The organism is Bilophila sp. T19-St14, from assembly GCF_059728385.1.
Genome location: NZ_BAAGFT010000002.1, coordinates 360417 through 386650, shown reverse-complemented (window position 1 = coordinate 386650; position 26234 = coordinate 360417). Strand labels below are relative to the sequence as shown.

Below are 26234 nucleotides of genomic sequence, written 5' to 3'. Positions count from 1 at the left end.
GGACATACTGATCAATCCCGGTACAGCGCCGCCCCTCATTTCTGTCTGGTACTGACTAGGAGCAGCTTTTCTCATCCAGTATTTTACAGGGTAAATTTCAGGGTATCAAAAATATTTTTAAAGTTTTTATTCTATTATTTCATGTAATTATGACATAAAACAAGTGTCAACTACATGCGGACGCTTGCGGCAGGGATGCAGGGCGGCATGACCAGCCCCGCTCGTCCGTGGTTCAAGCTGACTCTTCAGGATGAGGAGGTATTGAACGCCCCGGATGCCGGGAAGTGGCTCGATGACGTAACCCGCCGTATGCAAGCGGTTTTGCACCGTTCAAATTTCTATAACGCCGCCCATGCACTCTACAGTGACCTTGGAACATTCGGAACAGGGTTGATGATAGAGGTCGCTGATTGGGATGGCCTCCACTTCTTTGTCGTAAACGCTGGCGAGTACGTCATTGATACGAATGAGTTGAATGCAGTTGATACATTTTTCAGACGCATCAGCATGACGGCACGTCAGATTTTACAAGAATTTGGTGAAGAACATGTTCCGAACATCGTCAAGACGGCTGCGAAGTACAAAACGGGCAATGCAAGCACAACACGATTTGATGTGATTCAGGCTGTATACCCGCGAAATGATCGCACATACGGAAAAATGACAGCCAACAATATGCCCTTTGCTTCCGTTTACTGGATGCTTGCAGGAACGGATGGGCAGGGCGCTCCTACAGTCTTACGGGAATCTGGTTTCGAGGAATTCCCGGCGTTTGCTCCCCGTTGGGATGTGAGCGGAACCGACGTCTATGGGCGGTCTCCGGCGATGGACGTTTTGCCTGACTGCCGGATGCTTCAGAGCATGACTTCAACGCTTCTCAAGACGCTTCATAAGAATGCCGATCCTCCGATGTCGGTTATGGCTTCTCTCCAATCCGTTGGTCTTGATCTGCGTCCCGGCGGTGAGAACTTTGTTGAGACGTTTGACGGGAGGCCGCCCATAGCGGCGCAGCCAATACAGCAGCCAAATGCTCAAAGTATCCAGTATACGCAGGCGGCGATTCAGGACGTGCGGCAAAAGTTGCATGATGGCCTCTATGCCGATTTGTTCAAGATGCTCATTTCAAATGACCGCCGCCAGATTACGGCTACGGAAATCGAGGCTCGGGAACAGGAAAAGATGATCCTGATCGGCCCTGTGGTTGAACGTCTGCAAAAGGAATTTTTCGAGCCGCTGATTCAGCGCACGTTCAACTTGATGCGTCGATATGACTTTATCCCCGAACCTCCTGAATCAATCTCTGGGGCGCCTTTGCGCATCGAGTTTGTAAGCGTGCTGGCGCAGGCACAGCGTCTTGTGAGCACTTCGGGTATCGATCAGTTCATGGCCTTTGTCCTGAACATGTCTCAGGCGTTCCCGCAGGTCATGGACGTGATTGATGTCAAGTACACGATCTCCGATTACGCCGAGGCCGTTGGTGCTCCCAAGGGGATGCTGAGGAGTTCTGAGGAGATCGCCGCCATTCAGCAAGCTCAGGCTGAGGCGCAGCAGCAGGCGGCAGAACAGCAGCAGGCTATGGCCGCAGCCCAACAGGTGCAGAACTTGACTGGGGCCGCAAAAAATCTTGGGCAGGCAACAGTTGGGCCTGATGGTCAAACGGCTCTGGAAGCAATCATAGGCGGCATGGGAGGTATGTGATGTGGGAGTGGGATGAAGCCGAAGAGCTGAAAAGAAGAAAAAGGCTGCAAGCTCTCTCTTTTCAAGAAAGAATGGCTGATGTCGTTCGTAAACTGACTGATACCCGTGACGGAATGGATTTCCTTCTCTTTCTGCTGGAAGAGAGCGGAGTCCTGAAAGCCCAGTTTCCAGAGGGACATGCTCAGGCTGCATGGCGTGAAGGACGGCGCGCAATAGGGCTGCATCTTATGACTATGGCGCAGAATGCAGGAGTTATCGAGAAACTTTTTGCTCAGGAGGAAAAGAATGGCTGAGGATATGGAAAACGGCGGTGCCCCTGAAAGCGTCCAGTCTGAACAGGACGCGGGGAAAGAAACGGGCTCTACGCTGATGACCGAAACCGGGAACGAGTCAGCAAAGGAACAGGAAGCTGTGGGGGCTCCCCAGAATAGCGGCGAAGAACCCAAGGCCGAGCCGGAAAAGGCGGAACCCTATACGCTGACTGCGCCGGAAGGATACCCGATTTCGGAAAAGGAACTGTCTGACTTCAATCGGCATTGTCTGGAAGTGGGCATGACCAAAGAACAGGCCGAAAAGTCTCTGGAAATGCTGCATTCCAATTTTAAGGCGACGCAGGAGGCTTTTGAGGCTCAGAGGCGGGATTGGGTCGCTGAGATTAAGTCTGACAAGGAATTTGGCGGCGAAAAGTTTTCGGCTTCCGTGGCTGATGCGAAAAGGGCTCTGGCTCAGTTTGATGCTGATGGGGCTGTGCGGACTATGCTTGATGCGACCGGATACGGAGATAATCCCGCCGTAATCCGGCTTTTTGCCCGGATTGGCCGGGCAATGGGTGAAGACAGGATGATCGGCGGCAAGGGCGGCAAGGAAACCAGACCTCTGGAAGAACGTCTGTATCCCAATATGTAAACAGGATGAGGGAAAATAATGTCTTATGAAAAAGGATTAGTGGCGACGCTGGCCGAACTGGAAGATTTTTACAGGGGGCAGCCTGCGGGCGACATCATTGAGCTGATGAACCAGACCAACGACATCCTGAGCGATGTCCAGTGGATGGAATCGAATCAGAGCGAGGGGCACAAAACGCGGATTCGCACGGGGCTCCCTACGGTTTACTGGCGTAGGCTGTATCAGGGCACGCCTCCGAGCAAGTCTCAGTGGGCACAGGTTACGGAACCGTGCGGCATGCTTGAGGCCCGCATGGAGCTGGATGTGGCAGAGATCGAACTCTATGGCGACAAGGCCAAGGCGTTTCGGCTTTCCGAAGGACTGGCTTTCGCTGAATCCATGCGCCAGAAGGTGGCGAATACGCTCTTCTACGGGGACAGTAACAACAATCCCGATGAGTTCAATGGGCTTGCCATGCGGTACCCTTCAAAGTCCAGTCCCAATGTTGTGAATGCGGGCGGCAACACGGCCAAAAAGCAAACGTCCATGTACCTCATCAGTTGGGGCAGCAATTCTTGCCACGGCATCTATCCGAAAGGCAGCGCTGGCGGGTTGAAGAACAAAGATCTTGGCGAATACATGACGATGGACGAGGACGGCAAGAAATTCCAGTGCGTGGGCGATCTGTACACGTGGAAATGTGGGCTGGCTGTACGTGACTGGAGGGCCGTGGTTCGCATCTGCAACTTGGATACCAGCAAGCTGACTCTGCGCAAGGGAGAAGAGGGATTTGTTGATCTTCAGGGGCTGACCATCAAGGCGAAAAATATGATGCCTCAGAATCTGCGCGACAAGGCTATCTGGTACTGCAACCAGGACGTTCTGACCGCGCTGGAGCTTCAGGCAACCGATGCGGGCAATGTTCATCTGGTTTACGGCGAATACTTCTCTTCCAAGGCTGTGCCGAACCTGCATGGGCGGCCTATCCGCCAGTGTGATGCCCTTCTTTCCACCGAAGCCGTGCTTTCCTAGGGGGACGCTATGTTGATTGATTCCAACGCCGTATTGCTGGACTCGGCGGCCATTACGTCCAGCGCAGTTACTGGCCCGGCTGTGGGGCTGACTTCACTCCTGAAACCCGGTCGTGCGAATCCGATTTTCGTATCCGCCAAGGTTGTTGAAGCGAACTTTGCGGGTGGGACGTCCATCGAATTCAAGCTGACTCAGAGCGCGACGGAAGCGGGAAGCTATGACGATGTCCCCGGTTCGGCTGTTACCGTGCCTCTTGCGGATTTGAAAGTCGGCAAGAAAATCGGCTGGCGGTTCCTTCCTGCGGGGACAGATAAGCCTTGGCTGAAAATGGTGGCCACACCTACGGGTACCTTTACGGCGGGTAAAGTCTTCGCCGCAATTGTGCGTGAGGATGACCAGCCATATGAGGCGGGAATGTACATTGATGGCGGTGTAGTGAAGGGCTAGGCCCTTACTTCTTGGCAATACATGATGCGCGGGGCGGTTTCCGCTTCGCGCTGTCCGCAAGGCGGAACGCATGTCAGCAAGTAAAATTCAGATATGGAACATGGCCTTGGGCTTCATCGGGACGCGAACAGTGGCATCCGAAACCGAGCATACGCCAGAAGCAATACAGTGTGCTTTGTATTGGGACAATGCCCGGCGCGCATGTCTCCGGGATTACCCCTACAATTTTGCACAGGCCCGCGCACAATTGGCGTCCATAGCCGTTCCTGAAACCTATGCGGACGAGTGGCGCTATGCCTATCGTCTTCCCGATCTTTGTCTCAAGGCACACAAGATCGTGAATCCAACGTGCAGGTGTGGCAATCCCGTAGCACGTCGCATTCCTTTCGTCATTGTTTCGGATGCCGAGAAAACGGAAATGCTTTTGTCCGATGCTGAAAAAGTCCGGCTCGACTACACGCGAGACGTCCCGGAAGTTGCGCTGTGGGATGATCTTTTTGTTGGGATGATGGCGAGAAAGCTCGCTTCGCTTATTTGCGTTCCTCTGCTCAAAAACAATACTGCCAAAGTTCAGGAACTTGAACAGCTTTACCGGGCAAGCCTTCCGAAACCTATGGAAGCCAATGCGTCTGAAAGGCACGAAAAACCATACAGGGATACATGGATAGCTGCACGCGGGGGATGGTATGACGCTTGATCTTCAAACGAGCCGTGTTGTCTTTAAAGGGAATGGCGCAGCCGTAGAGTTCCCCTTTGACTTTAAAGTATGGGATGCTTCTCAGATTGCAGTTTTTGTTAGCGATGATCCTGATGGCATAAACGAAATGGAGGTGACTCCGCAAAAAGTTATACTGACAGAATCAGGGGGGACTGTCACGTATACCTTGGAAGGAAAGCCCTTACCCGAAGGATACACTCTATCCATAGTCAGGAACATGCCTTTTATTCAAGAAGACATGTATATTACGGGAACCCGTTTTAATCCTGAAGTAATTGAAACTCGCTTTGATAAAGACTGTGCCGAACGTCAACAAATTTTAGAAACACTGTCACGCTGCATAAAGGTCAGTGTGACCAGTGGCATGACGCCCGAACAGCTTCTTAAAGCTATTTTTAAGGCGTATCATGATATTTTGGAATCCCTTGAAAAAACCGGAAGCATTACCGGGGCAATCCCCGTTGTTGCGACAGGAACGACGGAACCAAGGCCGTTAAAAGATCGCTTTGCCGACATCGTCAACGTCAAGGACTTCGGTGCCGTGGGCGACTTTGATCCTGTCACAAAGACGGGAACGGATAATCAAGCCGCCATTCAGTCCGCGATTGAATTCTGCGCTGCGCATGGGAAAAAGCTTCGCATCACATCCGGGCTATACGGTGTCTGGAACAACGGGGCCACAAGAACCATCGACAAAACATCAAGCGTGTATAACGGAATGAAGTCAGGCGGGCTCGATCTCTGTGATGGTTCCGTCATTGAATGGGACGACGACGCTTGGTTAATCCAAATGTTCCCCACAGCTACCGGAAGTTTCTTAGCTAACTCCAATACGGGAATTTTCCACCCTGACTCTGCTGATTACAAGAGTTCAAATATCACGTTGATTCAGCCGCAGATCGATGGGTCGTACCTTGAGCTCTGGAATACAAGCTATGCAGATCTTGATTCAGAATACTGCAACGAAAACGCTATTGCTTTTACTGCGCATTCAAAGGAGCTTGATGCTTCTCGTAATCCCGCAAGGAATATCAAAATCGAGGGCGGGCATATCAGAGGCTATCTTGCCATGCGTCGCGGTACTGGTGGGAAAGGTATAGCTCTCGAAGAAGGGGTAGAGAACTTTTTATGCCGTAATACTATTATTGAAGATTGCACATTTGCAACGAGTGTCATTTATCGACAAAGCTCACCAATCTATCCTGCCTACGCAAGATCTATTGTCTTTGATGGGATAGAGGCAAGGCGTTGCGGTGAAGTCTTCTTCTGCTTGGGGCGTGGTTATGACGGTGAAATACTTGATGAAGTGTCAGTTAACCCGGCAGATGCAAGCATTATTTGGAAGGGGAGCGCGTGGTGTTGTGGGCATCATCCTGACTTTTTTGATGCATCTGTAAATAAAAAGGAGAAACGGAAATGTGCGCCTGTGGTGCTTGCAGGATGTGCGAATGTGGATGTAGAGATAACTGCTAATAATCCTAATGGGTTTCCATCAACTGCGTTTCCTGCTGGTGGTACACGATTCCCGTCATCCTATCCTTCAGAAGAACTCGGATTTAACTGGGAGTTTTACGGCACAGGGCTGTCTGGAGATGTAGGAGCGGTAGTTGCTGGATGGGGTAAAAATTGCACGATCAAAGCAATCGCTCATGGAAACTTCGACAGTGCATGGCAGATTGCACAACCGTATACGATTGCCTTTGATGAAACCCATGGTGGAGCTTTTGACGCTAATCAGCTTAATTTTGATATTGCGCTTGATTCCTGTTCAACATGTGTGAACAACAATATTGACCCTTCATCTTCCATAACTGGAATCTTTAAGTTTACCTGCCCCAATATCAGTAATGATATTTTACTTACACCCCATATCGATTATTTTAAAAATTGTTTTTTTGTTGTTAGGATGGTGAAAAATGATGAATGGATTGAGTTTTTTGGAACACCAAAAAAAATATCGTTAGACTCATATCCCTGGAAATACGCAGGACTGTCAAAATCCCTTACGCAAGATATGGCAATGCGTTCTTTATATGCACAAAATTTGTATGTGAGGTCATTACATCCGAATTCAGTAGAAGAAAATACAGCTCTGAATGTGAATATGGAGATCACATCTCATCGAATAAAGCCATTTAGCGACGATACATATGATATTGGTGGGGCTTCGTTGCGATGGGATAATATTTTTGCAACATCCAGTATTATTAATACATCTGATAAAAGAGAAAAGCAGGATATTGATGCTCTTTCCGAAGCTATTTTGAAAGCATGGGGAAACATTCAATTTAGACAATTTCTGTTTTGCAATGCTGTTAAAGAGAAAGGAGACGCTGCGAGAGTACATGTTGGCATAATTGCACAGCAAATAGTTGAAGCGTTTGCATCGGAAGGGTTGGATGCTACACATTATGGTTTGCTCTGTTACGACGAATGGCCCGACGAGTACGAGAACGTAACCGTTGTAGACGTTGAAGCCACTTACGATAAAGACGGCAACAAGTTAACCTCAGAGCAGACGCATGAAGAGCGGCGTCTTGTGCGTGCTTCGGGAAATAGATACGGCATACGGTACAGCGAGGCCCTCTGCCTTGAAGCCGCCTACCAGCGTCGTCGAGCGGAGCGCATTGAGGCCCGACTTGCAGCGCTAGAAACAAAGTTGGGTGTCGTATGATCCAGAACCGTACAACGATCATTTTTAGAAAAAGCGGACTGTAACCCAGAAAGATAAGAAGCTATTCTATGCGCATAGCCTACAAAAATTTCACAGGTGGAGAAATTTCACAGACGCTTTCCGCTCGTTATGATCTTTCGCGTTTTGGAACGAGCGTTCTTCGGATGGAGAATTTTATCCCCGGTCTGCATGGTGACGTACAAAGGCGCCCCGGTACGCGGTTTGTGGCAGATTTGGGGCGGTTTTCCGTACTTATCCCGTTCAGTTTCAATGTTGAAGCCGAGCAAAACTTTGCTCTGATTTTATCTGACAAGCTTTTACAGGTTTCCGATGGGCAAAAGCTTCTCGATATGAGCGTGGTGACACCCTATGTCGAAGCTGATTTACTAGGCATTTCTTATGCTCAAGTGGGGGATGTCGTTTATCTTGCTCATGAAAATTATTCATTACACAAAGTCATGCGAACGGGAAGCCCCGGATCATATCAATGGAGTATCCAGCAAGTTGTTTTGAATACCAGCTTGCCCGCTCCGGGGGAACCTACTGTTTCATTCGAGCGCCACAATGAAAAAGATGACGCTGATCTATCCTATACCCTGCGTTATAAAATTGTCGCAGTCGATGAAAATGGGCTGGAATCCCTTGCTTCTCCTGCTGGCGAGGGAGCAGGAAAGCATCCATCTGATTGGGTGACGGGGAACCAAGTACGCATTTCATGGCCTACCGTTTCTGGAGCCAAGGAATATAATGTCTATCGTGAAGAAGCAGGATATTATGGTTTTATCGGGGTTGCCGATTCGTCTCAGGTACAGCCTGAAAGCACTACAAATACTGTTTATGCAGTGAGTGTTGGAGGGCTTATCTTTTCCAAGACGGACATGGGATTAAAAGGATTAGTGCATAGCGATACAGGAGGATATTCATCTATAAGTATTACAGAATCAGAAGGTTCAAACGCATTTTACCATGCTGGTTCTAGTCAGCTTTTAGTACAGGTTAAAAGTATATCTGGATACTGGTATATAGTTGATAATGTTCCTAGTTCTTTTATCGGTGATTATAGTTCATATAAAGCATATCAAGGATTTGGAACATCTGCTGATTACCCCGAAGGTGTAAGCGGGGAATTGGCTGCTGTCCCTCAATTCCATACGGCACATACGTATGCTCACTATTTTATTGATTCAAACTATGAAGCTGATACATCGGATACGCCAAAAGAGGATTGGAATCCCTTCGCAGATGGCAACAATCCGACTATCGTGGCCTTCCATCAGCAGCGTATGGTTTTGGGGGGCACCAAGTCCTCGCCGCAGTCTTTCTATGCAAGCCGTACAGGTGACTTTGAGAATTTCCGTAAATCCCGCCCGCTGCAAGACGACGATCCGATAGAGTACGTGCTTGCTTCTGGAAGCATTGACGCGATCCAATGGATTCAGTCTTTCGGTGATTTGCTCATAGGCACCAGCGGGGCGGAGTATAAGGTTACAGGCGATAACGGCGTTATTACCCCGAAAAATGTGAGCATTGTATCCCAAAGCTATTGGGGGTCTTCCGGTGGCCTCACGCCGCTGATTATCGGCAACTCGATCATGCACGTGCAGCGGCACGGCTCCCGTGTACGGGATCTGTTCTATTCCTTGGAAAAAGATGGGTACGCGGGCAATGATCTTTCGATCATGTCACCTCACCTTTTCGATGGTCACACCATTTTGCAATGGGCCTATCAGCAGACTCCGGGATCCAATATCTGGTGTGTGCGTGATGATGGTGTACTGCTGTGCCTTACCTACATGAAAGAACATGAAATTTTTGGTTGGTCACGGCACATTACAGATGGAAAGTTTGTTTCCGTGATGAGTATGTCAGGCGATGAGAGCGACGTAATCATGTGCGTGGTAAAGCGCAGTATCGGCGGCAAGGATCATTGGTTCCTTGAACGGATGGCGGAATCCTTTATGCCCATGACGGCGATAGAGGACGCTTTTTTTGTCGACTGCGGCATTACCCGCTCCAATGAAGAACCTGCTGAATCCGTCACTGGGCTTGATCATTTGGAAGGCATGGAAGTTTCCGTTCTTGCCGATGGTTCCCCGGTTGAAGGGCTGACGGTCAAGAACGGTTCTGTGTCGCTTCCCTATGCTGCCAAGAAGGTACAGGTTGGGTTGGGCTTCTCGTCTGTCCTTGCGCTGCTTCCCGTTGAAACGGACACGCAGACAGGAAGCACACTAGGAAAGATGCGGGCCTATGGTAAGTGCCAAGCCCGTCTTTTCCGCAGTGTAGGCGGTAAATATGGCTCACGTGAGATGGAGCTTTATGATCTGCCCTTTCTCCCTCCCTACTACGGGGAGCCCTGCGAACCCTTTTCAGGCGACATCGAGTTTAATCCTAACAGCGGGCAGGAAGCGGATACGACTGTGTGGCTGGTGCAGGACAGGCCCATGCCGTTCCATGTCGTTTCGGTCATGTGCAGCGTAGATTTTGGAGAGGTGTGAGATGCCCATTACTTTCCAGACAGAGCCTCTTTTCCCTAATCTGTTTTTTGAGATGCGCCCCTTGCTTGAGCGGCATTGGGATGAGATTGCCTTGAAAGACGCCTTCGGTTCAGTGGACATTGACGAGGACGCTTATCGGGCACTGTACGAGCGCGGGATGCTGCACGTAACCACGGCACGGGATGGTGGGCGTCTTGTCGGGTATGCCGTCTATTTCCTCATGCATAATTTCCACTACAAGACCCGGCGTGTTGCCGAGGCTGATGTGTTCTTTCTGCTCCCTGAGTACCGGAAAGGTCTGTGCGGATTCCGGCTGCTCCGTGAGGCAGACAAGGCGCTTTCCGGCATTGTTGATATTATCGTCAACAAAGTGAAGGCCGCGCATGATTGCGGGAGTCTGTTCGAGCGCATGGGCTACCATCTTGCGGAGAAAAGCTACATGAAGGTGGTGGGGTAATGGCGTTTACATCTTCAATCGTCGCGCTTGTCGGTACGGGGCTGAGTACGGTCGGCGCCTACCAGCAGGCAAAGGCTCAGAAATCTCAAGCTGAGTACAACGCGGCAATCGCTACGAAAAATCAGGAGCTAGCGGAAGAACAAGCGGCGGCACAGCGGCGGGAAGGCTATGAAAACATGGTCAAGAAGCGCCAAGAAGTGGCCGGAGTTATCGCAAGTCAGCGGGCGGCTATGGGCGCATCCGGGGCTCAGGTTGACAGAGGATCTTTCCTCGATCTGGAACTCGATACGGCGGAAAAGGGAGAGATTGACGCCTTGGCGCTGTATCAGCGCGGCTTGGATGCCGCATACAATACGGAAGTGCAGGGTTGGAATTACGGGCAGCAGGCGAAAGCGTATGAGTCTCAGGCCGACAATATCAATCCCGGATGGGCGGCGGCAGGTACGGCAATCGGCGGCCTAGCGGCAATCGGGAGTAATTACGGTGAAAGGCTTTGGGGTGGGGGAAGCCCTCTTTGGAGCGGAACTGATGAAAGTGCAAAGAATGCCGTAAGTTTCAATACTTGGAACAAGAATAAGGGGTGGAAGTAACATATGGCTGGTCTTAGGGTTCCTGAAAAGCGGTCCGGCGGTATGCCGCAGTATCGGCAGCAGCCCGCATATAATACCACGCCCGGAGCCAATCTCGGCGCGCGACTTTCCGACAGTGCTGGCGGCATTGCGGCACAGGGGGCACAGGCTGGTTGGCAGGCCGTCATAAATACCGGGAAGGCCGTACAGGGCGCCGCAAAGGTTGGTTTCGACCTCTATACCGAATACAGCCGTACCAAGGCTCAGGAAGCCTACAACAAATTTCAGGAGTCCATGCAGGCCGATTTGTACGGAGAAAACGGCATTTTCAACAGGAAGGGGGAAAATGCGCTTAGTTCCGTTGCCGACGCTGAAAAGCTCATGAGGGAACGGGCCGGGGAATTTGAAAAGAACCTTGGCGACATGGGCAAGAAATTTTTCCAAAAGCAGATCGGAACATACGGGCGCCAGCTTTTGCCGCAGGTGCAGCGCCATGCCACCAGTGAGTTCAATACGTGGCAGATCAATACGCAGAAGACACGGGCGGAACTGGCAAAAAACGCCGCCCTTGAGAACTATAACGATCCTGAAGTGTTTGCCCAAAAACTACAGGAAAGCGGGCTGGCGATCATGGAGATTGCCCGTATCAGCGGGTGGTCTCGTGAGCAGATGGAGCTTGCCACGCGGGAGAACGCCAGCGGCATTTATCTTAATGTAGGGAACGCGGCCTTGTCTCGTGATGACGTGAAACAAGCCAAGTCCGTGCTGGCGTCAGGTATGCTGATGGGGGACGACAAAATCAGGCTTGAAACGGCCATTCGGAATAAACAGGAACAGCTTGAAGCCAAGGCGCGGGCCGAGGCGGAACGGGCACAGAATCAGGCGGCGGAACAACTTGGAGTGGAGTGGTTCCAGAGTTATGGGATTGACGGTAGAGGCATAGATCAAGAGCTTGGCAAGATAAAAGACCCTGTTTTGCGGGGGAAAGCTCTCAGGTCATATTCCACACAACGGGCACTATATGCTGCTTTTGAGGATCAGAAAAAGGATGCCCAAAAAGCAGAGACATATAACAATGGAGTTTCTCAATTACATGCTGTTTTGAAAGACAGTAGCCTCACCTACGAGGAAAAGCAGAAAGGTATAGCCAATATTTTAGGTTCAATTTCAGATAAGGATGTCCGCAACCAGTTAGATGCAGAGGCAGATTTTCTGATCAACGGTGTTGAGGCCCCCGTCAATGACCGTATTCTTGCTGAAGCTCAATCATACGCTGCACAACCGGGTGTGACCTCCGATATGGTAACTGCTCGTTTTTCCGGATCCCTTCCCCCCTCCGCACTTCAAAAGGTAAGAAAAAGTGCTGAGGATCAGCAATGGAAGCAGGAAGAACAGCTTTTGAAGGATGAGCTTGTCAGCACGTTGAAGAACGAATTTAATTATAGGGATGCTGACGCACAAGCCTATTATCGTTTGATTTTGAGTCAGCTTAACGGAACGATCGGCTATGAGGCCAGACGTAAAAAAGCACAGACTCTTGCTGTAAAAATTGCCGTTGATAAAGGGAAGTGGTTTACGGGACGAGATATTCCTGCCGCAGGATTACCACGCTACAGGGAGAGGGGATACCAGTTCTCAAAAGTGGTCGAGATTCCTGAAACTGTAAAGCCAATGATTGATGAAGCTCTTTCTGCCCAAGGAAAAGAATTGACGGACGAGAACCGTAAGGCGCTTTATCAAAAATATCTCAGGCAACAGGGGGAATAATGTCTCAGAATCCGTTCATGAGTGTTGAAGAAAATGAGGTTCCTTCTTCTACCAATCCCTTCATGGGAATTACGCTTGAAGATTCCGATTTTGAGCAGACTCAAGAGTTTTTCCCGGAAATAAATATTCCAGAAGGGGCTTTTGCCGGATATGTTCCGGGAAAAGCGGATCTTGCGCAAGATCTGGAGCTCCGTGCCCGAACCGTAGCCGAAACCTTCCCTGATACACTTTCTGCTGTTGAACTCTCGAACAAGACAGGCATCCCTGTAAGCACGGTTTTAGAGAATCATAAGGAGATCTCCAAGAGTTATGATGCGGTACAGAATGGCCCAACGCGCCGGGCCGCTCTGGAAAAGATGATTCGTGACGAGCCTATCACCGGACGTTGGCTTGTACAGCAAGGTGCGGCTATGGTTGCCGGACTTGGCGATCAGCTCCCTGAAATCGGAGTATTTGAAAACCTTTCACAGGAAATGCAGGAAGCAACTAGGATTGGGCAACTGCAAATCGAACAAACAGATCTACTGAACAAAGTTTTTTGGCAAAATAACCCCGATCCTGCCGACCTCCAGCGCATTGAACAAATCAATTGGGAACTCTCCGTTAATCAGGCGTACCGCCAAGATGAAAGCTTCTTGATGGGGGCGTATCGCAGTTCTTTTGCTACGTTTTTTCCTCAAGTTGCAGAGGGGGCTTATCGTTCCGTACTCGGGGGGGCACAGGCCGGGGCTGCTGCTGGGGTGGCTACTTCTGCCTTTGGCCCTGTATCTGGCGTCTCCGCAGGTTCAGCCTTTGCAGCGGGGGCCGGGGCTGCCTGGATTCGTTACGCCTTTGAGATGTCCCTTGGCGAAATTTATGGTTCACTTTCACAGCTCAAAGATGAAAACGGGCAACCTCTCCCGCGTGATGAAGTTCGCCTTCTTTCATTCCTTGGTTCCCTACCTTCAGGAGCATTGGAAGTTGTGGGGGTGCATAAGGCACTTTCACTTATCCCCGGCGCCGACAGGCTCTTAAACCGGGCAACGATGGCCTCCGCACAACAGCTTTTGAGCCGTAATCCTTCCCTGTTGAAAGCCGTAGGAAAGGGGGCAGGGGAAGCCCTGGGAGCATTGGCTACCGAAGTCGGCGTAGAGACTGCACAGGAAGGGATTAACATCATCACGGAAGAAGCCGCGAAACAAATCAGTGACCAGCCTTTCCGTCTGACTACAGGTGAAGAAGCCGCTGAACGGCTTTCTGACGCGGCCTATGAGTCTCTTAAAGCGTTTGTTTTGCCGATTGGCGTAGGCGGCGGGGCTATGCGCGTCCGTTCCGCCGTGCGCGATTCCAGAAGGGCAATGAACAGTGCGAATACATTGCAGTCTCTTTCTGAACATGCCGCCAACAATAAGCTGATTAAAGAAAGTCCCTCCTCTGCTGAACAGCTCATTGGGCAGTTGAAGGAAGAGGGAGTTTTGGGAGATCTGTACGTTAATCCTGAAGCCATGCAGCGCGTTCTTTTCCAGTCTGATGAGGGGTTGCAGATTGCGCAGCGTATCAAGGTATCCGCTGAGGATGTCGCGGACGCTATGGCTCTCGGAACTCCGGTTGCCATTCCGATGGAAAAGGCAGTCCCTTATCTGCTGAATACGGCGCAGGGGAAGGAGCTCTTGCAGGACTCCACGCTGGATCCTTCGATCATGTCTCCCGGTGAAGTTCAGGAAGTAACCTCCGGGATGACGCAAGAACAGCTTGCACAGATTGAGGCGCTCAATTCATTCCTCGATTTCGTTGATTCAAGCATTGAGCAGGCTCAGAACAACAGGGAAAGCTTTGACCGCATCGCGGCCCCCTACGTCCAACAAATGCGCGACGCAGGCTATTCTGAGTCTCAGGCGCGGCATTATGGCGATCTCCTTGCCGCCAATGCGGAACGTATGGCGCCGATGTACGGCATGGAACCTGCCGCATGGCTTGAATCCCGGTTGCAGGGCATCCAACTCATAGATCTCAATGCCCCCACGCAGGACGTTCTTGACGCCCGTACACAGCGCGCCTTTGCCCGCCAGCCTTTGGCTGAACGCGATCCTTTGTTGGCTTTGGTATGGGGACGGCTTGACGGGAAAAGCCTTTCCTCAGCCTACAATGCCGATACGCTCAAGGAAATTACGCGGGCAAGAGGGCGTGGACTCTTCAAGTCGAGAGAGAAGGGAGGCATTCCCATTGACGAGCTTGCGGATGAAGCCGTACGCCGTGGGCTTCTGCCGGAAGGAAGCGGGGCGGATGAACTTGTTGAGCGGTTGAAGCGGGGAAAGAAGCCTGAAAAAGGATTTTATCAGGCTGGAAACGAGCTTGCTAGCCGTTTTGCCGACATGCCTATGATCGAGGCGGACAGTTCCCAGTGGTTTGGGCCGGGGAGGGAGATTCCTGTTTCAGAAGAAGTTGAAACTCCCGAACAGAGGAAAATGCTGCGTAATGCGGTCAAGACATGGGCAAAAGAGCGGTTTTCAGGGGGTATGCCCGTTGTCAATGCCGATACCGGCTGGCAGATACAGGTGACGCCCAAGGGGATTGAAAACTCGCTTTCGCATGGATTTGACAAAACACTGGCCCGTTCCATTCCCTTCATTCCGCAGATCATTGAAGGTGGGATTCATGTTGACAGCATCAGAAAAACACCACAGCTCCTGTCGCACATCTTTGCAAATAAGATCAGATTGGACGGTCAGGACTATGTGGTGGGATTCGTGCTGCGGGAGGACGTTAACGGCAATCGGTTCTATGACCACGAACTGACGGAAATAATCAGCCCCGATCGGCTCGTACCGGGCCATCCTTCAGATGAAGGTCCTTCCGGGGAAGGGTCGTCTGGACACCGGACCAATCGGGGCATTTCCTCCGATTCGCTCAATGCGGCCAGCCTCTCAAAAGATGGCAAGGAACACGCAACCCGAGCAAACCGGGGTAATGTGATGAACATACTCCGCGACAGGCTTGGTGTCAATGATGGAACGGGGCGTATTCTTTTCCAATTCATTGATCCCGCCCGCGTTCAGGCCCATCCAGACGTTCAGGACGTTGTTCCTGTACACCGGCGCGTCTTTCACATGAACACGATGGAACTTGACGACAGCAAGGCCACCGTGACCGTTCCCCGTGAAGAAGGCATGAGCGGGCCTCTGACTGACATTTACCAGCATGAAGCGTTGTATGAGCTCTATCCTGAACTGAGGGAAGCCCAATATGAAGTTGTGCCGGAAGAACGCCTTCCGGGGAATCTCGCCGGATATTCTCCCAAATACGGAACAATTTACATCACCACCGATCCCGATGTGACGCCAGCCGTCATTGCGCATGAAGTGCAGCACGCGATCCAAGACGTTGATGAACGGTTTGATTTCGGTTTGTCGGAAGAAGCCTCTCAAGAGGTCTATTCTCAGGTTGAGCAGGAACTTAAGGGAAAAGTCCCGTTGGAGCGTGCCCGTGTTCTTGCCGCTCGCATTCAGTACCTTTCTCAAGCGCATGAGATCCAAGCTTTCGACACGCAAAACCGTTTTGAACTGACGGCGGAAGAGCGGGCCAAGTACGAACCGAACAACCCAAGTACCTACTATCAGCGGAAAGATAAAAACAATATCCGGGGACAAATTGAATCTACTGCTGACGGGAAATGGTTGATCAGCGTCTTCAAGGGTAAAAAGAACCTTTCTACGATTATTCATGAAACGGGGCATTTTTTCCTCGAAAACCTTCGGGATGCCGCTACGCTTGAGACGGCCCCGGAATGGGTCAAGAACGATTGGGACGCCATTAAGAAAGAACTTGGGATCAAAAGTGATGGCGTTATCAAGAGGGAAGCGCACGAGAAGTTTGCCCGCCAGTTTGAAGCCTACGCACGGGAAGGCAAGGCCCCACGGCAAGAACTACAATCAGCGTTCAGGCAGTTCCGGGCGTGGCTTACTGCAATTTATCGTTCCGTCCGGCGTTTGCTTGGTGATGCGGAACTTTCCGCCGATGTGCGCGCCGTATTCGACAGACTTCTTGCCAGCGAAGAAGATATTGCTGTTGCCCGTGAAAACGGTTCCCCGGCTCCAGTTATTGAGCGCGCCTCGGAAGTTTTGGGTATCCCTGCGGAACGTCTTGACGCCTACAGAAAGGCCGTTTCCAGAGGGATGCAGAAAGGGGAAAAAGAAATTGCACTGCGCCGGATGCGCGAACAAAAGCAGGTCGAGAACGAGGCACGCACAGAGGCGCTGGATTTCGTGCGTGATGCTCCTTTCTATCGTGGGATCCGTGAACTTTCCGCAGTCGGCGGCATCAATTGGGATTCTCTTATAGACATGGCTACTGAGGATCTGGCGTGGCTGCTGCGCGAAAAATGGAATGCGGGCCGGGATCGGGATGTCATTAAAGGACGGTGTGGGGTATCTATCGACGATGCCGCAGCTTATCTTGGCGTGCGGGACGGGACGGAAGTCCTCGCAGCGCTCATGAATGAACCGACAGCGGCTGAATACACTGAAACCCATATCCGTTCAAAAGTCGCTGAATGGGAAAAGACTTACGTACCCGATGCAGAATTCATGAATGATGCGATGGATGAAGCCTTGCGTATTGAAATTGAATCTCTCGGCGGGAATGCGGGCCCCACAACCAAACAGTTGCGCGATGTTGTTGATAGGCGTGTGGGCGTCAAAAAGGCTTCTGCTGTTGATGCCGAGTATAAAGCACTGACGGCTGCAATTCGCAAGCAGAGGGTTCTTATTGAGGAGGCCGTGAGGGAAGTCCGGCGGGAAGAACAGACAAAACAGCGTGGGAGCGACGCCGCAAAGAATGCGCGTATAGACGAACTGCGTTCCCGTCTGGCACAGCTCAAGGAAGAGGAAAGGTTGAAGCGGGCGGCACTTGGAGCGGCTTACCGTGCGCGGATTGAGCGGAATCAAAAGATACGCCAGATCCGGCGTATTGCACGGTCAAAGGATATTCCCGACAACTTCAAACAGCAGATCCTTTCTCTCGTCGCACACTTCCCCGGCCTTGGCGCTAAACGCATGGCCCCCCGTCCTGATGAGAACAGGCCGACGCTGTTGCAGTTCCAAGAAGCCCTTGGCGTGGAATACAGCCTCGACCCCACAGGAACGGTTTCGCCTATTGCAGGGTGGATATTTGAGGAATCGCAGCGCACAGGGCTGCGCCGGGCAAGTGAGCTTTCCCTGTCCGAATTGCGCGATGTATACGATGCGATCAAGATTCTGGCGCATCAAGGGAAGGCACAGGATGCGCTGATCGGTATGCTGCATAAGCAGGAGCTTGATCAAGCCGTGGCTGAAACCGTGGCGCCGATGGCTTCCTTGAGCGAGACAAAACATATTACGGCTGATGAACGCAACCGTTTGCCCGGCGCGTTGCGCGCGTGGTTCCGTGATTCCCTCGCCAATATGAAGGTGATGCGCTACCTGTTCGACGCTGCGGACGGCTACAGGGCGGATCACGACGGGCCGAACAGCCGCTTTATCGTGCAACCTCTCCAGCGCGCCGCGTCGCAGGAGCAAGCGTTGTTCCGTGAATACGGCAATGCGCTGCGCGGGCTTCTTGATCCCATTATGGGAAAGGACATGCACAAAACATTCACGATTGAGGGCGTCCGTATGCTGCCGGATGTTGAACGGGAGTTTGGCGGGCAGTGGACAAAAGAGCGTGTTCTTTCCGTTGCCCTGAATATGGGGAATGACGGCAACCTCTCGGCGCTCCAGCGCGGCTATAACTGGAATATGCAGGACTTGGAGGCAATCACCCGCAGGATGACAAGTGCTGAATGGCGGTTTGTACAATCCGTATGGGATCTGATTGGTAAGCTGTATCCGGTGATCAACGCCACATATGAGAAGATGTACGGCATCCCGTTGAAGCGGGTAGAAGCTAAACCGTTTACAGTGGTTTCCGCTGACGGTGAAACCATCACTATGCGGGGCGGTTATTATCCTCTCATGTTCGACAAGCGATTCAGCGAGGCGGCACAGCGAAATTCTGATTTTGATGCTCTGAACTCACAGGAGGCTATTCTACGGACGCCGAACCCGAAAAGCGGCATGACGCAGGAGCGTAAAGGCGCGGGGCTGCCTCCGCTGCTGTCCCTGTCCGTGCTGACTTCCCATGTTGCGGACGCCATTCATTACGGCACCCATACACTGCCGCTTTTGGACGCCTACCGCATTGTGAAACAGCCTGTGTACCGCAGGGCCATGCAACGGGCTTTTGGAGATGAAGCCTATGCGCAGGTGGTGCCGTGGCTCCGTTCCATTGCCCGCCCGGATCGTACCAAGATCGACGGTATCAACAAGATGTTCGAGTTCTTGGCGCGCCGGGGTTCTCTGGCGGCGATGGGGTTCAGTTTCCGTACGGCGTTGCTCCAGACAACGAGCGTCCCGCAGTCGATGGCAGAAGTTGGCACGGGCGCTTTCATACGCGGGGCGTACCATATGATCGCCCACCCTCTGGAAAGCTGGAATACCATCCGGGAACTTTCCCCCTATATGGTGAGCCGTTCACGGAACATGGAACGGGACGTAGCGGACAGACTCAAGCCGTTCAGAGAAGGTACAAAGATTTTCGGCTCGAAATGGGAAGAAGCGGCCTTTGCCATGATTCAGGCTATGGATGCCATTGTTGCCTACCCAACATGGATGGCGAAGTACAACGATGCGATAAGTAAAGGCATTGAGCAATCCAAGGCTATTCTGATGGCCGACGATGCTGTAATCCGGGCGCAGGGTTCCGGCTTGACGATGGATACCACTGCGCTGATGCGTAAACCGGGGGCTGCCCGTCTGTTTACCATGTTCATGAGCTTTGCCATGAACTGGCAGAATCGGCAAAGGTACTATCTTGCGGGGTTCCGTGAATCTCTACGGACGGGACAGTCTGAAATCGGAACGGCACGGTTCTTCTCCCATTTCGCACTCGAATGGCTGGCACCTCCAATGCTGACGCTGCTTTTGATTGGGTGGGGCCGCGATGGGGAGCTTCCTGAACCTGAAGATGTGGGTTCTGAACTGCTCGGTTACTGGTTGATGGGGATCCCGATTATCCGGGAAATCCCGGCCTTGTTCGAGTACAACAAGAAGTTTGGGGATAGTGCGGCATTCAAGGGACTGAATGCGGCGGTGACGGCAACGCGCGGCGGAATGAAGATTGCGGCGGGGGAAGCGTCTGATGAGCAGTTCTGCAAGACGATGAAGAACACGCTTGACGCCGTTGGTTTTGTCGCGGGGGTTCCCACGGCTCCGATCTGGCGCACGGTTGAGGGAACGGAAGCGTTCCTTGAGGGCAATGCCGGGCCCCTCGCTCCTATCCTCGGCGCTCCGTCCAAAGACAAGCAAAAACGTACATCGGCATTCTGATAACCGCTCTTTGACAAGGAAATAGGGAAAGGATAGAAAACCGCCGTGGGCCAGTCTCCGAAAGGAGGTTGTGCCTATGGAGCAGTTCCTGCTGAACGTCCTCGCCAATGTGTTGGCGGGCGTTATCGTGGTTCTCGTTGCACCGTACTTGAAAAAGTAGGCTGAAAACGAGTTGCCCCGGTAGGGACTGACCTCCCTGCCGGGGCTAAAAACTGGATGAGATAGAATCAAATCCGGGGACTGGCCCCAAAGGGCGGTGGGTGTTGGTCGCACTCGCCGCCCTTCCTGTTTTCAATAACCACGAACGGGGCTGTGGTCAAGCTACTTCATAAGAGCGATGATTGCGGCGATGATCGCTACGGTTTGCGCCGTGATGATGCCCGCCACCCATTTGATGGTTTCGGACTTGGCCTGTTGGATTTCCTTCAACAGCCGCAGCTCCGTTTCCCGCAAGTCCCCCTTGGATGCGCTGGCGCTCCGTTGGCTTTCGTCGAAGCGTTCCAGAACTTCCACTATGGTTTTCGCGGCTTCCTCACCTACGGCCTTTTCAAGCTTTTTTCCGTCATCAAATAACAGCATGGTGAATACCTTTGTTGGTATTATGGTATCTGATCTGATATGGATTGCAAGATGGTTAAATTGCCTTCCCGATTCTGCATGGTTTCGAGAAGGCACCAGCCGAATCAGACATTCGTCAACGGCTCATCGAGTAACCATAGGGCCGCATCCCTGAACTTCCGCCGGGGCAGGCATGAATACTTGCACCCGTACCTCTCCCTTATCATTTTCTAAGCCGCCTACACGGTGGATAATAAGAAATATTTGTTAACTCCTTTTTATTTTTTAGTGGGTTGCATCAACAGCCTTATCAAAACCTTCGTTTTCAGGCTACTTTACAACCACCTTATTCCAAAAGATTTTCCCAGACAACTTTCTTATGAAGCTGGAAGAATCCATAAGAGAGTATGGGGAGTACCATTGCTGGCTGTGATAGGCTCTTTCATCAAGTAAAAGGATTGACAGAAACACCCCACGTACGTGGGGAAGACACGGATTTTATATAGCGAGTGTCAAACATTTTAGAAACACCCCCACGTACGTGGGGAAGACCGTCTAGTGTAAATACGTCTACCGCGTCAGCTAGGAAACACCCCCACGTACGTGGGGAAGACAGTGTGCGCAAGACCTCATGTCTGTTCACTCTGGAAACACCCCCACGTACGTGGGGAAGACCCAAATCGAGTAGACGTTCAGAAAAATCAGAAAGAAACACCCCCACGTACGTGGGGAAGACTGAAACGCACCTTTGCGGTCACGTAAGCCATGAGAAACACCCCCACGTACGTGGGGAAGACCATCTACCCACGATAAGCCAAGGGCATCACACAGAAACACCCCCACGTACGTGGGGAAGACAGGCATATGCCGAAGAGGAAAGGCAGAAAGGCAGAAACACCCCCACGTACGTGGGGAAGACCTTGAGATTTTATTGAACTTTTTTCTTTCTATACATCAGTTTTCCAGAAAAATATAGAATAAAAAGCCCCCGTTTCCGGGGGCCGTCCTGTTTGCCGCCCGTGCGGCGATGATTGCCAGCCTCATACGCTGCAAGCCCTCATCGATCCAGTTGTAGGCATCATATGATTGAGACGGCAGCGCGTCGATAAGCCTATCCTTGGAACCGGGCTGTATCGAAGGGATGAGGCCAAGCATGGCGGCATAAGCCCCTTGATTCAGGCGGATGTACTCGGCGTTGAGTTCGGAAAGGCGGGTTCTGGTTTCCCCCGCGAATTCCATGAACTTGACTTCAAGGCGTTCAAGCTCCTTCACTCGGTCGGCGTAGACGTTGGAGGCGGGGAGCGCCGGGGTACGGGTGGGGGCAGGTACAGCGGAAAGAGCGTCAATCTTTGCCTGTACCCATTGAATAACCTCCTTAACCTGCGCCACGGTCAAGGCATCCACAGAAGCGACGCCGAAGTGGGCGTTCACCTGCGCGCGGGCCGAAGCGTAGTGAACCGGGGCTATGCCTACCCATGTATTAATGATGGAGGTGAGCGTCTTGCACTCCGGGTCGGTACGGCGTGAGGGGCGCGACGTGTCATTGAGCATCACAGGCTCGGCAACGGGCACCTTGTCGCCGTACTGCTCGATGACGTCCAGCACCCACTTGCGGAATGCCTTGGCCACCGGAGTGCGGGCGAACATGGCAAGAAGGTGGCAGCCGCGTAGGGAGAATATGCGGGGCTTGACCGGGAACACCGATTCGGTGTTGTCGAGGTTTTCAACCACTTGCGTCATGTCAGAAGTAAATTCGTCGGCATTCTTTCGGTAGAGCTTACCAAGAATATCTTCCCGCTTATAGCCCAAGGCGCAGGCAAGCTCAGAGGACTTGAACCAAGGTTGATTGTCGCGGGTGACGGGGGAGAAAGTGAAGTCGTTGAAGCAGAGAGACTGAGGCATAACCAACTCCTACTGTTGAGAGTTGGCACCGTCTGTGAATAACGATGCCGGGTGTTCACAACCGCCAGTAGGAGCGGCTCCCCGCCTTTAGCCTTGCAGCTTGGACATATCGGGGACACCCGGCAAACGATGGATACAATTATAACTCAAAGCGCAGCCAAGAACTATCTTGACTTGTAGAAAAAGGGGCACAAAAAAAGCGCCATGCTGTCGGATGGCGTTGTCCGCCTACTGTTGGTGTTGTGAGCACCGTGGGAAGACAACGCTACAAAACGGGGTAAATGTCAAGAAAATCCCCGCACAGGGCGGGGAGTGGACAAGTTATCTAGTAGCGACTGGAATAGTGACTGCGATGGCTGGTATGGCTAAATGGCTCCTATGGCTGTAATGACTGGCAACAATCGTCCCTTCATGCATATTCAACACGTCGGAAAAAATTAGTCCTTCGTCACAGGCATTATCAAGAGCCGGCCTGATTTCCTGTACGGGCGCGGCCTGAACCTCCTGTTTCCCAAAGCCCAGAACAGATGCAAGAAGTCCTGCAAATCCAAAAATGCCATAGATAATTTTTCTCATAGTTCCTCCTAAATAGGCTGTATATGGTTAATGGGCAAGGTTATTGAAGTGGTAAAGAAACCAGTGCAATCCTTTTTGGCACTGCAGTCCTCACACTTTTCAATATACGAATTTTTCCAACTTGATATTGATTGTCGGGCAAACTTTCGCACGTCAGGATCACACAGGCATAAGGGGATATTATAAATAGAAACGGGAAGCCCCCTGCGATATAAATAAAGAACAGCATCGCGTAATTCATGTCTGTATTCGTATGGAGATATATCAACTATATTTTTATTATCTGCGGCATTGCCATAAAGCTCCATTCCCATAAAAGCATAATGGCTGCAAAACGGAAAATAATTATACATATGTTCAGCGAATGAGTGTAGATACCTAGCATTATCTCGGCTTATGACATGGCGGATTTCTATTCTACATCCATATTCAGCAAGGTTGTACAATCCACGTTGCGTATCGGAAAAACTTCCCTTCACGCCTACTAGGTAATCATGCAGAGTGTTAACTTCAGAATGCAAAGAAACACAAAAACATACATTATCTGTTGCCGTTTTTGCTACCCTCTTTGTAAACTCGCAGTTACTAAATGTTTTCCCATTGGTAAGAACGGCAACATGCGCAGACGGATGCTCCCTAATACACTTATCCAGGAACTGAATAAATCGATCTCCCAAAAGAGTAGGTTCACCACCTGTAATACATATATGTTTGATGTCCTTCCCATGCAGCAAATCAAGAATCTGATATGATTCGTCTAACAGTTTGTCATCATGAGGTTTTGGAGGCTGCGGGCACATAAGACATTTGCAGTTACAGGACTCTGTCAACATGAAAGAATTATCAGCAGACGACGATTCCCAGAGTATCTGCACAGTACCATCAGAATTTATACAAACTATATCTCCATCATGAAGAGAATCCATATCGCAACAATCATAGATATGATCGGGATGAAAGAAACGGCCTTTATTCCCAGAAGTGATACATGCCTTATAGCCGATACTCCCACCATCCAATTTGGATGTTACAAGAATAGTGTCCTTGCGGGCGTAAACAGGACGCGGAGACCTTGATATTTCTCCTATGACAGAATGAAAAGAGCGTGAGGGCCGACCTTTAACTATTCGCATGGCGCTGCACCAGTTCGGGGTTGCGGGTTATCCAGCTCCAGATGATATCTTGAGTTTTAGTATCCGCATGCCACAGTCTCTCAAAGAGGCCGTCAAATATGCGCTTATGCTTGATGCAAAAAGGTGTTTCTGCCATATTTCTCAATTCATTGTTGCTTTCGAGATAATTTCGCACAGGGTCGCATCCACAATAGGTCTGATACACACACCATGAACATGGCGGTGTTACTTCAACGCATGACTTACTTGTGAGCTCCTTAATTTTTCTACCGGCAAAAATAGTATGATAACTGTCCTGCAATACGTTACCAAGACAAAAATGCCTGTCATTCATTCTGGCCAGCATACGAGCTTCATCAGCGGGAAATACGGAACCATCATAGTCATAAATGACTCCGCTGATGCCTGCGCCCGCCGGAGACTGCAAGTCTACAAAACCGGTAGCAAAAGGCGTTAATATCCTTGAGAATAACAGCGTGGCAAAATGTTCGGGAAAAAATATCTTATGATTAAGATTTATAATGAAATCCAATGCTTCCAAATACCGTTCAACAAATTTATCCGTACTGTAGCCGAGGGTTGCAGCCTGTTCCGCCGCAAATCCATAAGGATTTAATGAACGAATAAAAATACCGTTTATCCCAAGACGTACATATTCTCCAATCACCTCCTGAAGATGATCAAGGGAAGCCGATGAAGTTGTCATAAGGGCATCTACGCCCCTATATCCTAAAATTTTGCGTGCAAGCTGCAGTTTTTCCAAAAAGAGATCGTACGTTCCTTTGCCCAATTTTGTTTTTCGGCAGGCGTCATGGATATGCTGCGGGCCGTCAAGCGATGTTGATATCGAGACATGGTGGTCACGACAAAAATATAGCTGCTCCTCTGTAATCAGAGTAAGATTTGTACAGATAACGAACTCAACCTTTTTGCCCAAGCTTTTCGCGCACTGCTCCGCATAAGTGACAACCTCCTCTATAACTGGCCAGTTTAATAATGGTTCTCCTCCCTGAAATTCAATTTTAGGATTTGTTGTTGGGGCAGAGAAAATCATGTTTACGACATGACGTGCAACTTCTATTCCCATATCATACGCATGTGCATTTTCTTCTGCACATGAAACTTGGCAATATTCACAACGCTGATTACAGCGGAGTGTGATTACCATCATATGTAATGTTGTAAAATCTCGTAAAAATGACTTTCTTGTTCTATATCTTGCAGCTATTTTTTGTAATGAAGTTTCAAGTTCTTCTTGTGCAAGAAATAGGTGAGATTTTAATTGAAAAAAAGCAGGATCCTCTTCAGAGAGTTGGTAGCGTATAAAACTATCAAATATATTATGTTGAAGAAAAATAAAGTCGCCACATTCATTGACAAGCAGGACATCATTGTTGAATATATGCTTAAATTGAAAAGGTAAAATTTTGTATTCAGACACGACTTTTCTCCACAGGTGAAAAAGCGTACTCAACAATGCGCTGTCGCAATTCACCAAATTCTTTTTGAAGGTCTATTCGTATCTGTTCATCAATACAAGAATTAAAAAAAACTCGTAATAAATTTTCATCTATTGGGTTATTATTTTTAGATTTTATTACTATCTCTACAGTGTTTTTGGAGGTGGGGCAGAAGGAAATAAAATATTTTGGGGTATACTCACTGATTACGCGTAAAATACAGTCACGTTCAAAGTATTCTTTTTCGGCTTGGATAACACCGCTCTCACCGTTATTAATAATTTTGAATGGTAGATTCATTTCCCCTTCTCCTCAATCTTTTTCAACAATCTATACCATCGGACATCGTTTTTAGTTTTTTCCCGATGTTCCCCAATAGTAAGAAGTTACATATTCTCCGGCGTATCTTCGCCGCCAGCGCAAAGGGGTGTGATGTGATCCACCTGATAGCCGGGCGGCGTGCGCTTAAATCCATGCTGGCGCA

At 50.4% G+C, this 26234-nt stretch carries 17 protein-coding genes, 1 pseudogene and 1 CRISPR repeat array; of the genes and pseudogenes, 12 read left to right on the top strand and 6 right to left on the bottom strand.

From position 1 onward, the window contains the following. Positions 1–171: 171 nt before the first annotated feature. The 12 genes and pseudogenes from AC6I1V_RS16085 to AC6I1V_RS16030 all read left to right on the top strand — a co-directional run. Positions 172–1698 (top strand): annotated as a pseudogene (locus AC6I1V_RS16085) (portal protein); the annotation flags it as partial. Continuing rightward, on the top strand, positions 1698–1991 hold the full coding sequence (locus AC6I1V_RS16080; RefSeq protein ID WP_497737240.1) for a Bbp19 family protein: 294 nt from the start codon (positions 1698–1700) through the stop codon (positions 1989–1991). The pseudogene AC6I1V_RS16085 and the gene AC6I1V_RS16080, both read left to right, overlap by 1 nt. Next, positions 1984–2604 carry a hypothetical protein gene (locus tag AC6I1V_RS16075; protein ID WP_497737239.1) on the top strand — a complete coding sequence of 207 codons (621 nt, stop codon included), beginning with the start codon at positions 1984–1986 and terminating at the stop codon, positions 2602–2604. The genes AC6I1V_RS16080 and AC6I1V_RS16075 overlap by 8 nt, the downstream gene beginning before the upstream one ends. 18 nt (positions 2605–2622) lie before the next feature. After that, positions 2623–3615: a major capsid protein gene (locus AC6I1V_RS16070; protein ID WP_497737238.1), complete on the top strand. Its 993-nt coding sequence runs from the start codon at positions 2623–2625 to the stop codon at positions 3613–3615. 9 nt (positions 3616–3624) lie between these two features. Further along, positions 3625–4062, top strand: coding sequence for a Bbp16 family capsid cement protein (locus tag AC6I1V_RS16065; RefSeq protein WP_497737237.1), 438 nt, complete (start codon positions 3625–3627; stop codon positions 4060–4062). A 130-nt stretch (positions 4063–4192) separates the two neighbouring features. Continuing rightward, positions 4193–4759, top strand: a complete 567-nt coding sequence (locus AC6I1V_RS16060; RefSeq protein WP_497737236.1) for a phage connector family protein — start codon at positions 4193–4195, stop codon at positions 4757–4759. Then, a complete protein-coding gene (locus AC6I1V_RS16055; protein WP_497737235.1) occupies positions 4749–7454 on the top strand; it encodes a tail fiber domain-containing protein in 2706 nt (901 codons plus the stop codon). The genes AC6I1V_RS16060 and AC6I1V_RS16055 overlap by 11 nt, the downstream gene beginning before the upstream one ends. A 68-nt stretch (positions 7455–7522) precedes the next feature. Next, positions 7523–9949, top strand: coding sequence for a phage tail protein (locus AC6I1V_RS16050; protein WP_497737234.1), 2427 nt, complete (start codon positions 7523–7525; stop codon positions 9947–9949). A gap of 1 nt (position 9950) precedes the next feature. After that, positions 9951–10406, top strand: coding sequence for a GNAT family N-acetyltransferase (locus AC6I1V_RS16045; protein WP_497736939.1), 456 nt, complete (start codon positions 9951–9953; stop codon positions 10404–10406). Then, on the top strand, positions 10406–10996 hold the full coding sequence (locus tag AC6I1V_RS16040) for a virion core protein, T7 gp14 family (protein WP_497736938.1): 591 nt from the start codon (positions 10406–10408) through the stop codon (positions 10994–10996). Before AC6I1V_RS16045 ends, AC6I1V_RS16040 begins: the two co-directional genes overlap by 1 nt. 3 nt (positions 10997–10999) lie before the next feature. Beyond that, positions 11000–12742 carry a hypothetical protein gene (locus AC6I1V_RS16035; RefSeq protein WP_497737233.1) on the top strand — a complete coding sequence of 581 codons (1743 nt, stop codon included), beginning with the start codon at positions 11000–11002 and terminating at the stop codon, positions 12740–12742. 968 nt (positions 12743–13710) lie between these two features. Next, complete coding sequence (locus tag AC6I1V_RS16030) at positions 13711–20121, top strand: LPD3 domain-containing protein (protein WP_497737232.1); 6411 nt, start codon at positions 13711–13713, stop codon at positions 20119–20121. Between the two features lie 321 nt (positions 20122–20442). On the opposite strand, the gene AC6I1V_RS16025 is transcribed toward AC6I1V_RS16030, so the two are convergent. The 6 genes from AC6I1V_RS16025 to AC6I1V_RS16000 all read right to left on the bottom strand — a co-directional run bounded on the left by AC6I1V_RS16025 (position 20443) and on the right by AC6I1V_RS16000 (position 26050). After that, positions 20443–20700 (bottom strand): hypothetical protein, encoded by a 258-nt coding sequence (locus AC6I1V_RS16025; RefSeq protein WP_497737231.1) that lies wholly within the window; start codon positions 20698–20700, stop codon positions 20443–20445. Positions 20701–21142: 442 nt separating this feature from the next. Then, positions 21143–21598: direct repeats of the CRISPR family, unit length 28 nt; unit sequence GAAACACCCCCACGTACGTGGGGAAGAC. Between the two features lie 35 nt (positions 21599–21633). After that, positions 21634–22581, bottom strand: coding sequence for a BRO-N domain-containing protein (locus AC6I1V_RS16020; RefSeq protein WP_497737230.1), 948 nt, complete (start codon positions 22579–22581; stop codon positions 21634–21636). 321 nt (positions 22582–22902) lie between these two features. Continuing rightward, a complete protein-coding gene (locus AC6I1V_RS16015; RefSeq protein ID WP_497737229.1) occupies positions 22903–23157 on the bottom strand; it encodes a hypothetical protein in 255 nt (84 codons plus the stop codon). Between the two features lie 8 nt (positions 23158–23165). Beyond that, the gene (gene hxsC / locus AC6I1V_RS16010; RefSeq protein WP_497737228.1) at positions 23166–24290 is read right to left on the bottom strand and encodes a His-Xaa-Ser system radical SAM maturase HxsC; all 1125 of its coding nucleotides are present in this window, start codon (positions 24288–24290) and stop codon (positions 23166–23168) included. Further along, positions 24277–25731, bottom strand: coding sequence for a His-Xaa-Ser system radical SAM maturase HxsB (hxsB, locus tag AC6I1V_RS16005; protein WP_497737227.1), 1455 nt, complete (start codon positions 25729–25731; stop codon positions 24277–24279). Before hxsB ends, hxsC begins: the two co-directional genes overlap by 14 nt. Beyond that, the gene (locus AC6I1V_RS16000; protein ID WP_497737226.1) at positions 25724–26050 is read right to left on the bottom strand and encodes an HxsD-related protein; all 327 of its coding nucleotides are present in this window, start codon (positions 26048–26050) and stop codon (positions 25724–25726) included. Before AC6I1V_RS16000 ends, hxsB begins: the two co-directional genes overlap by 8 nt. Positions 26051–26234: the final 184 nt, after the last annotated feature.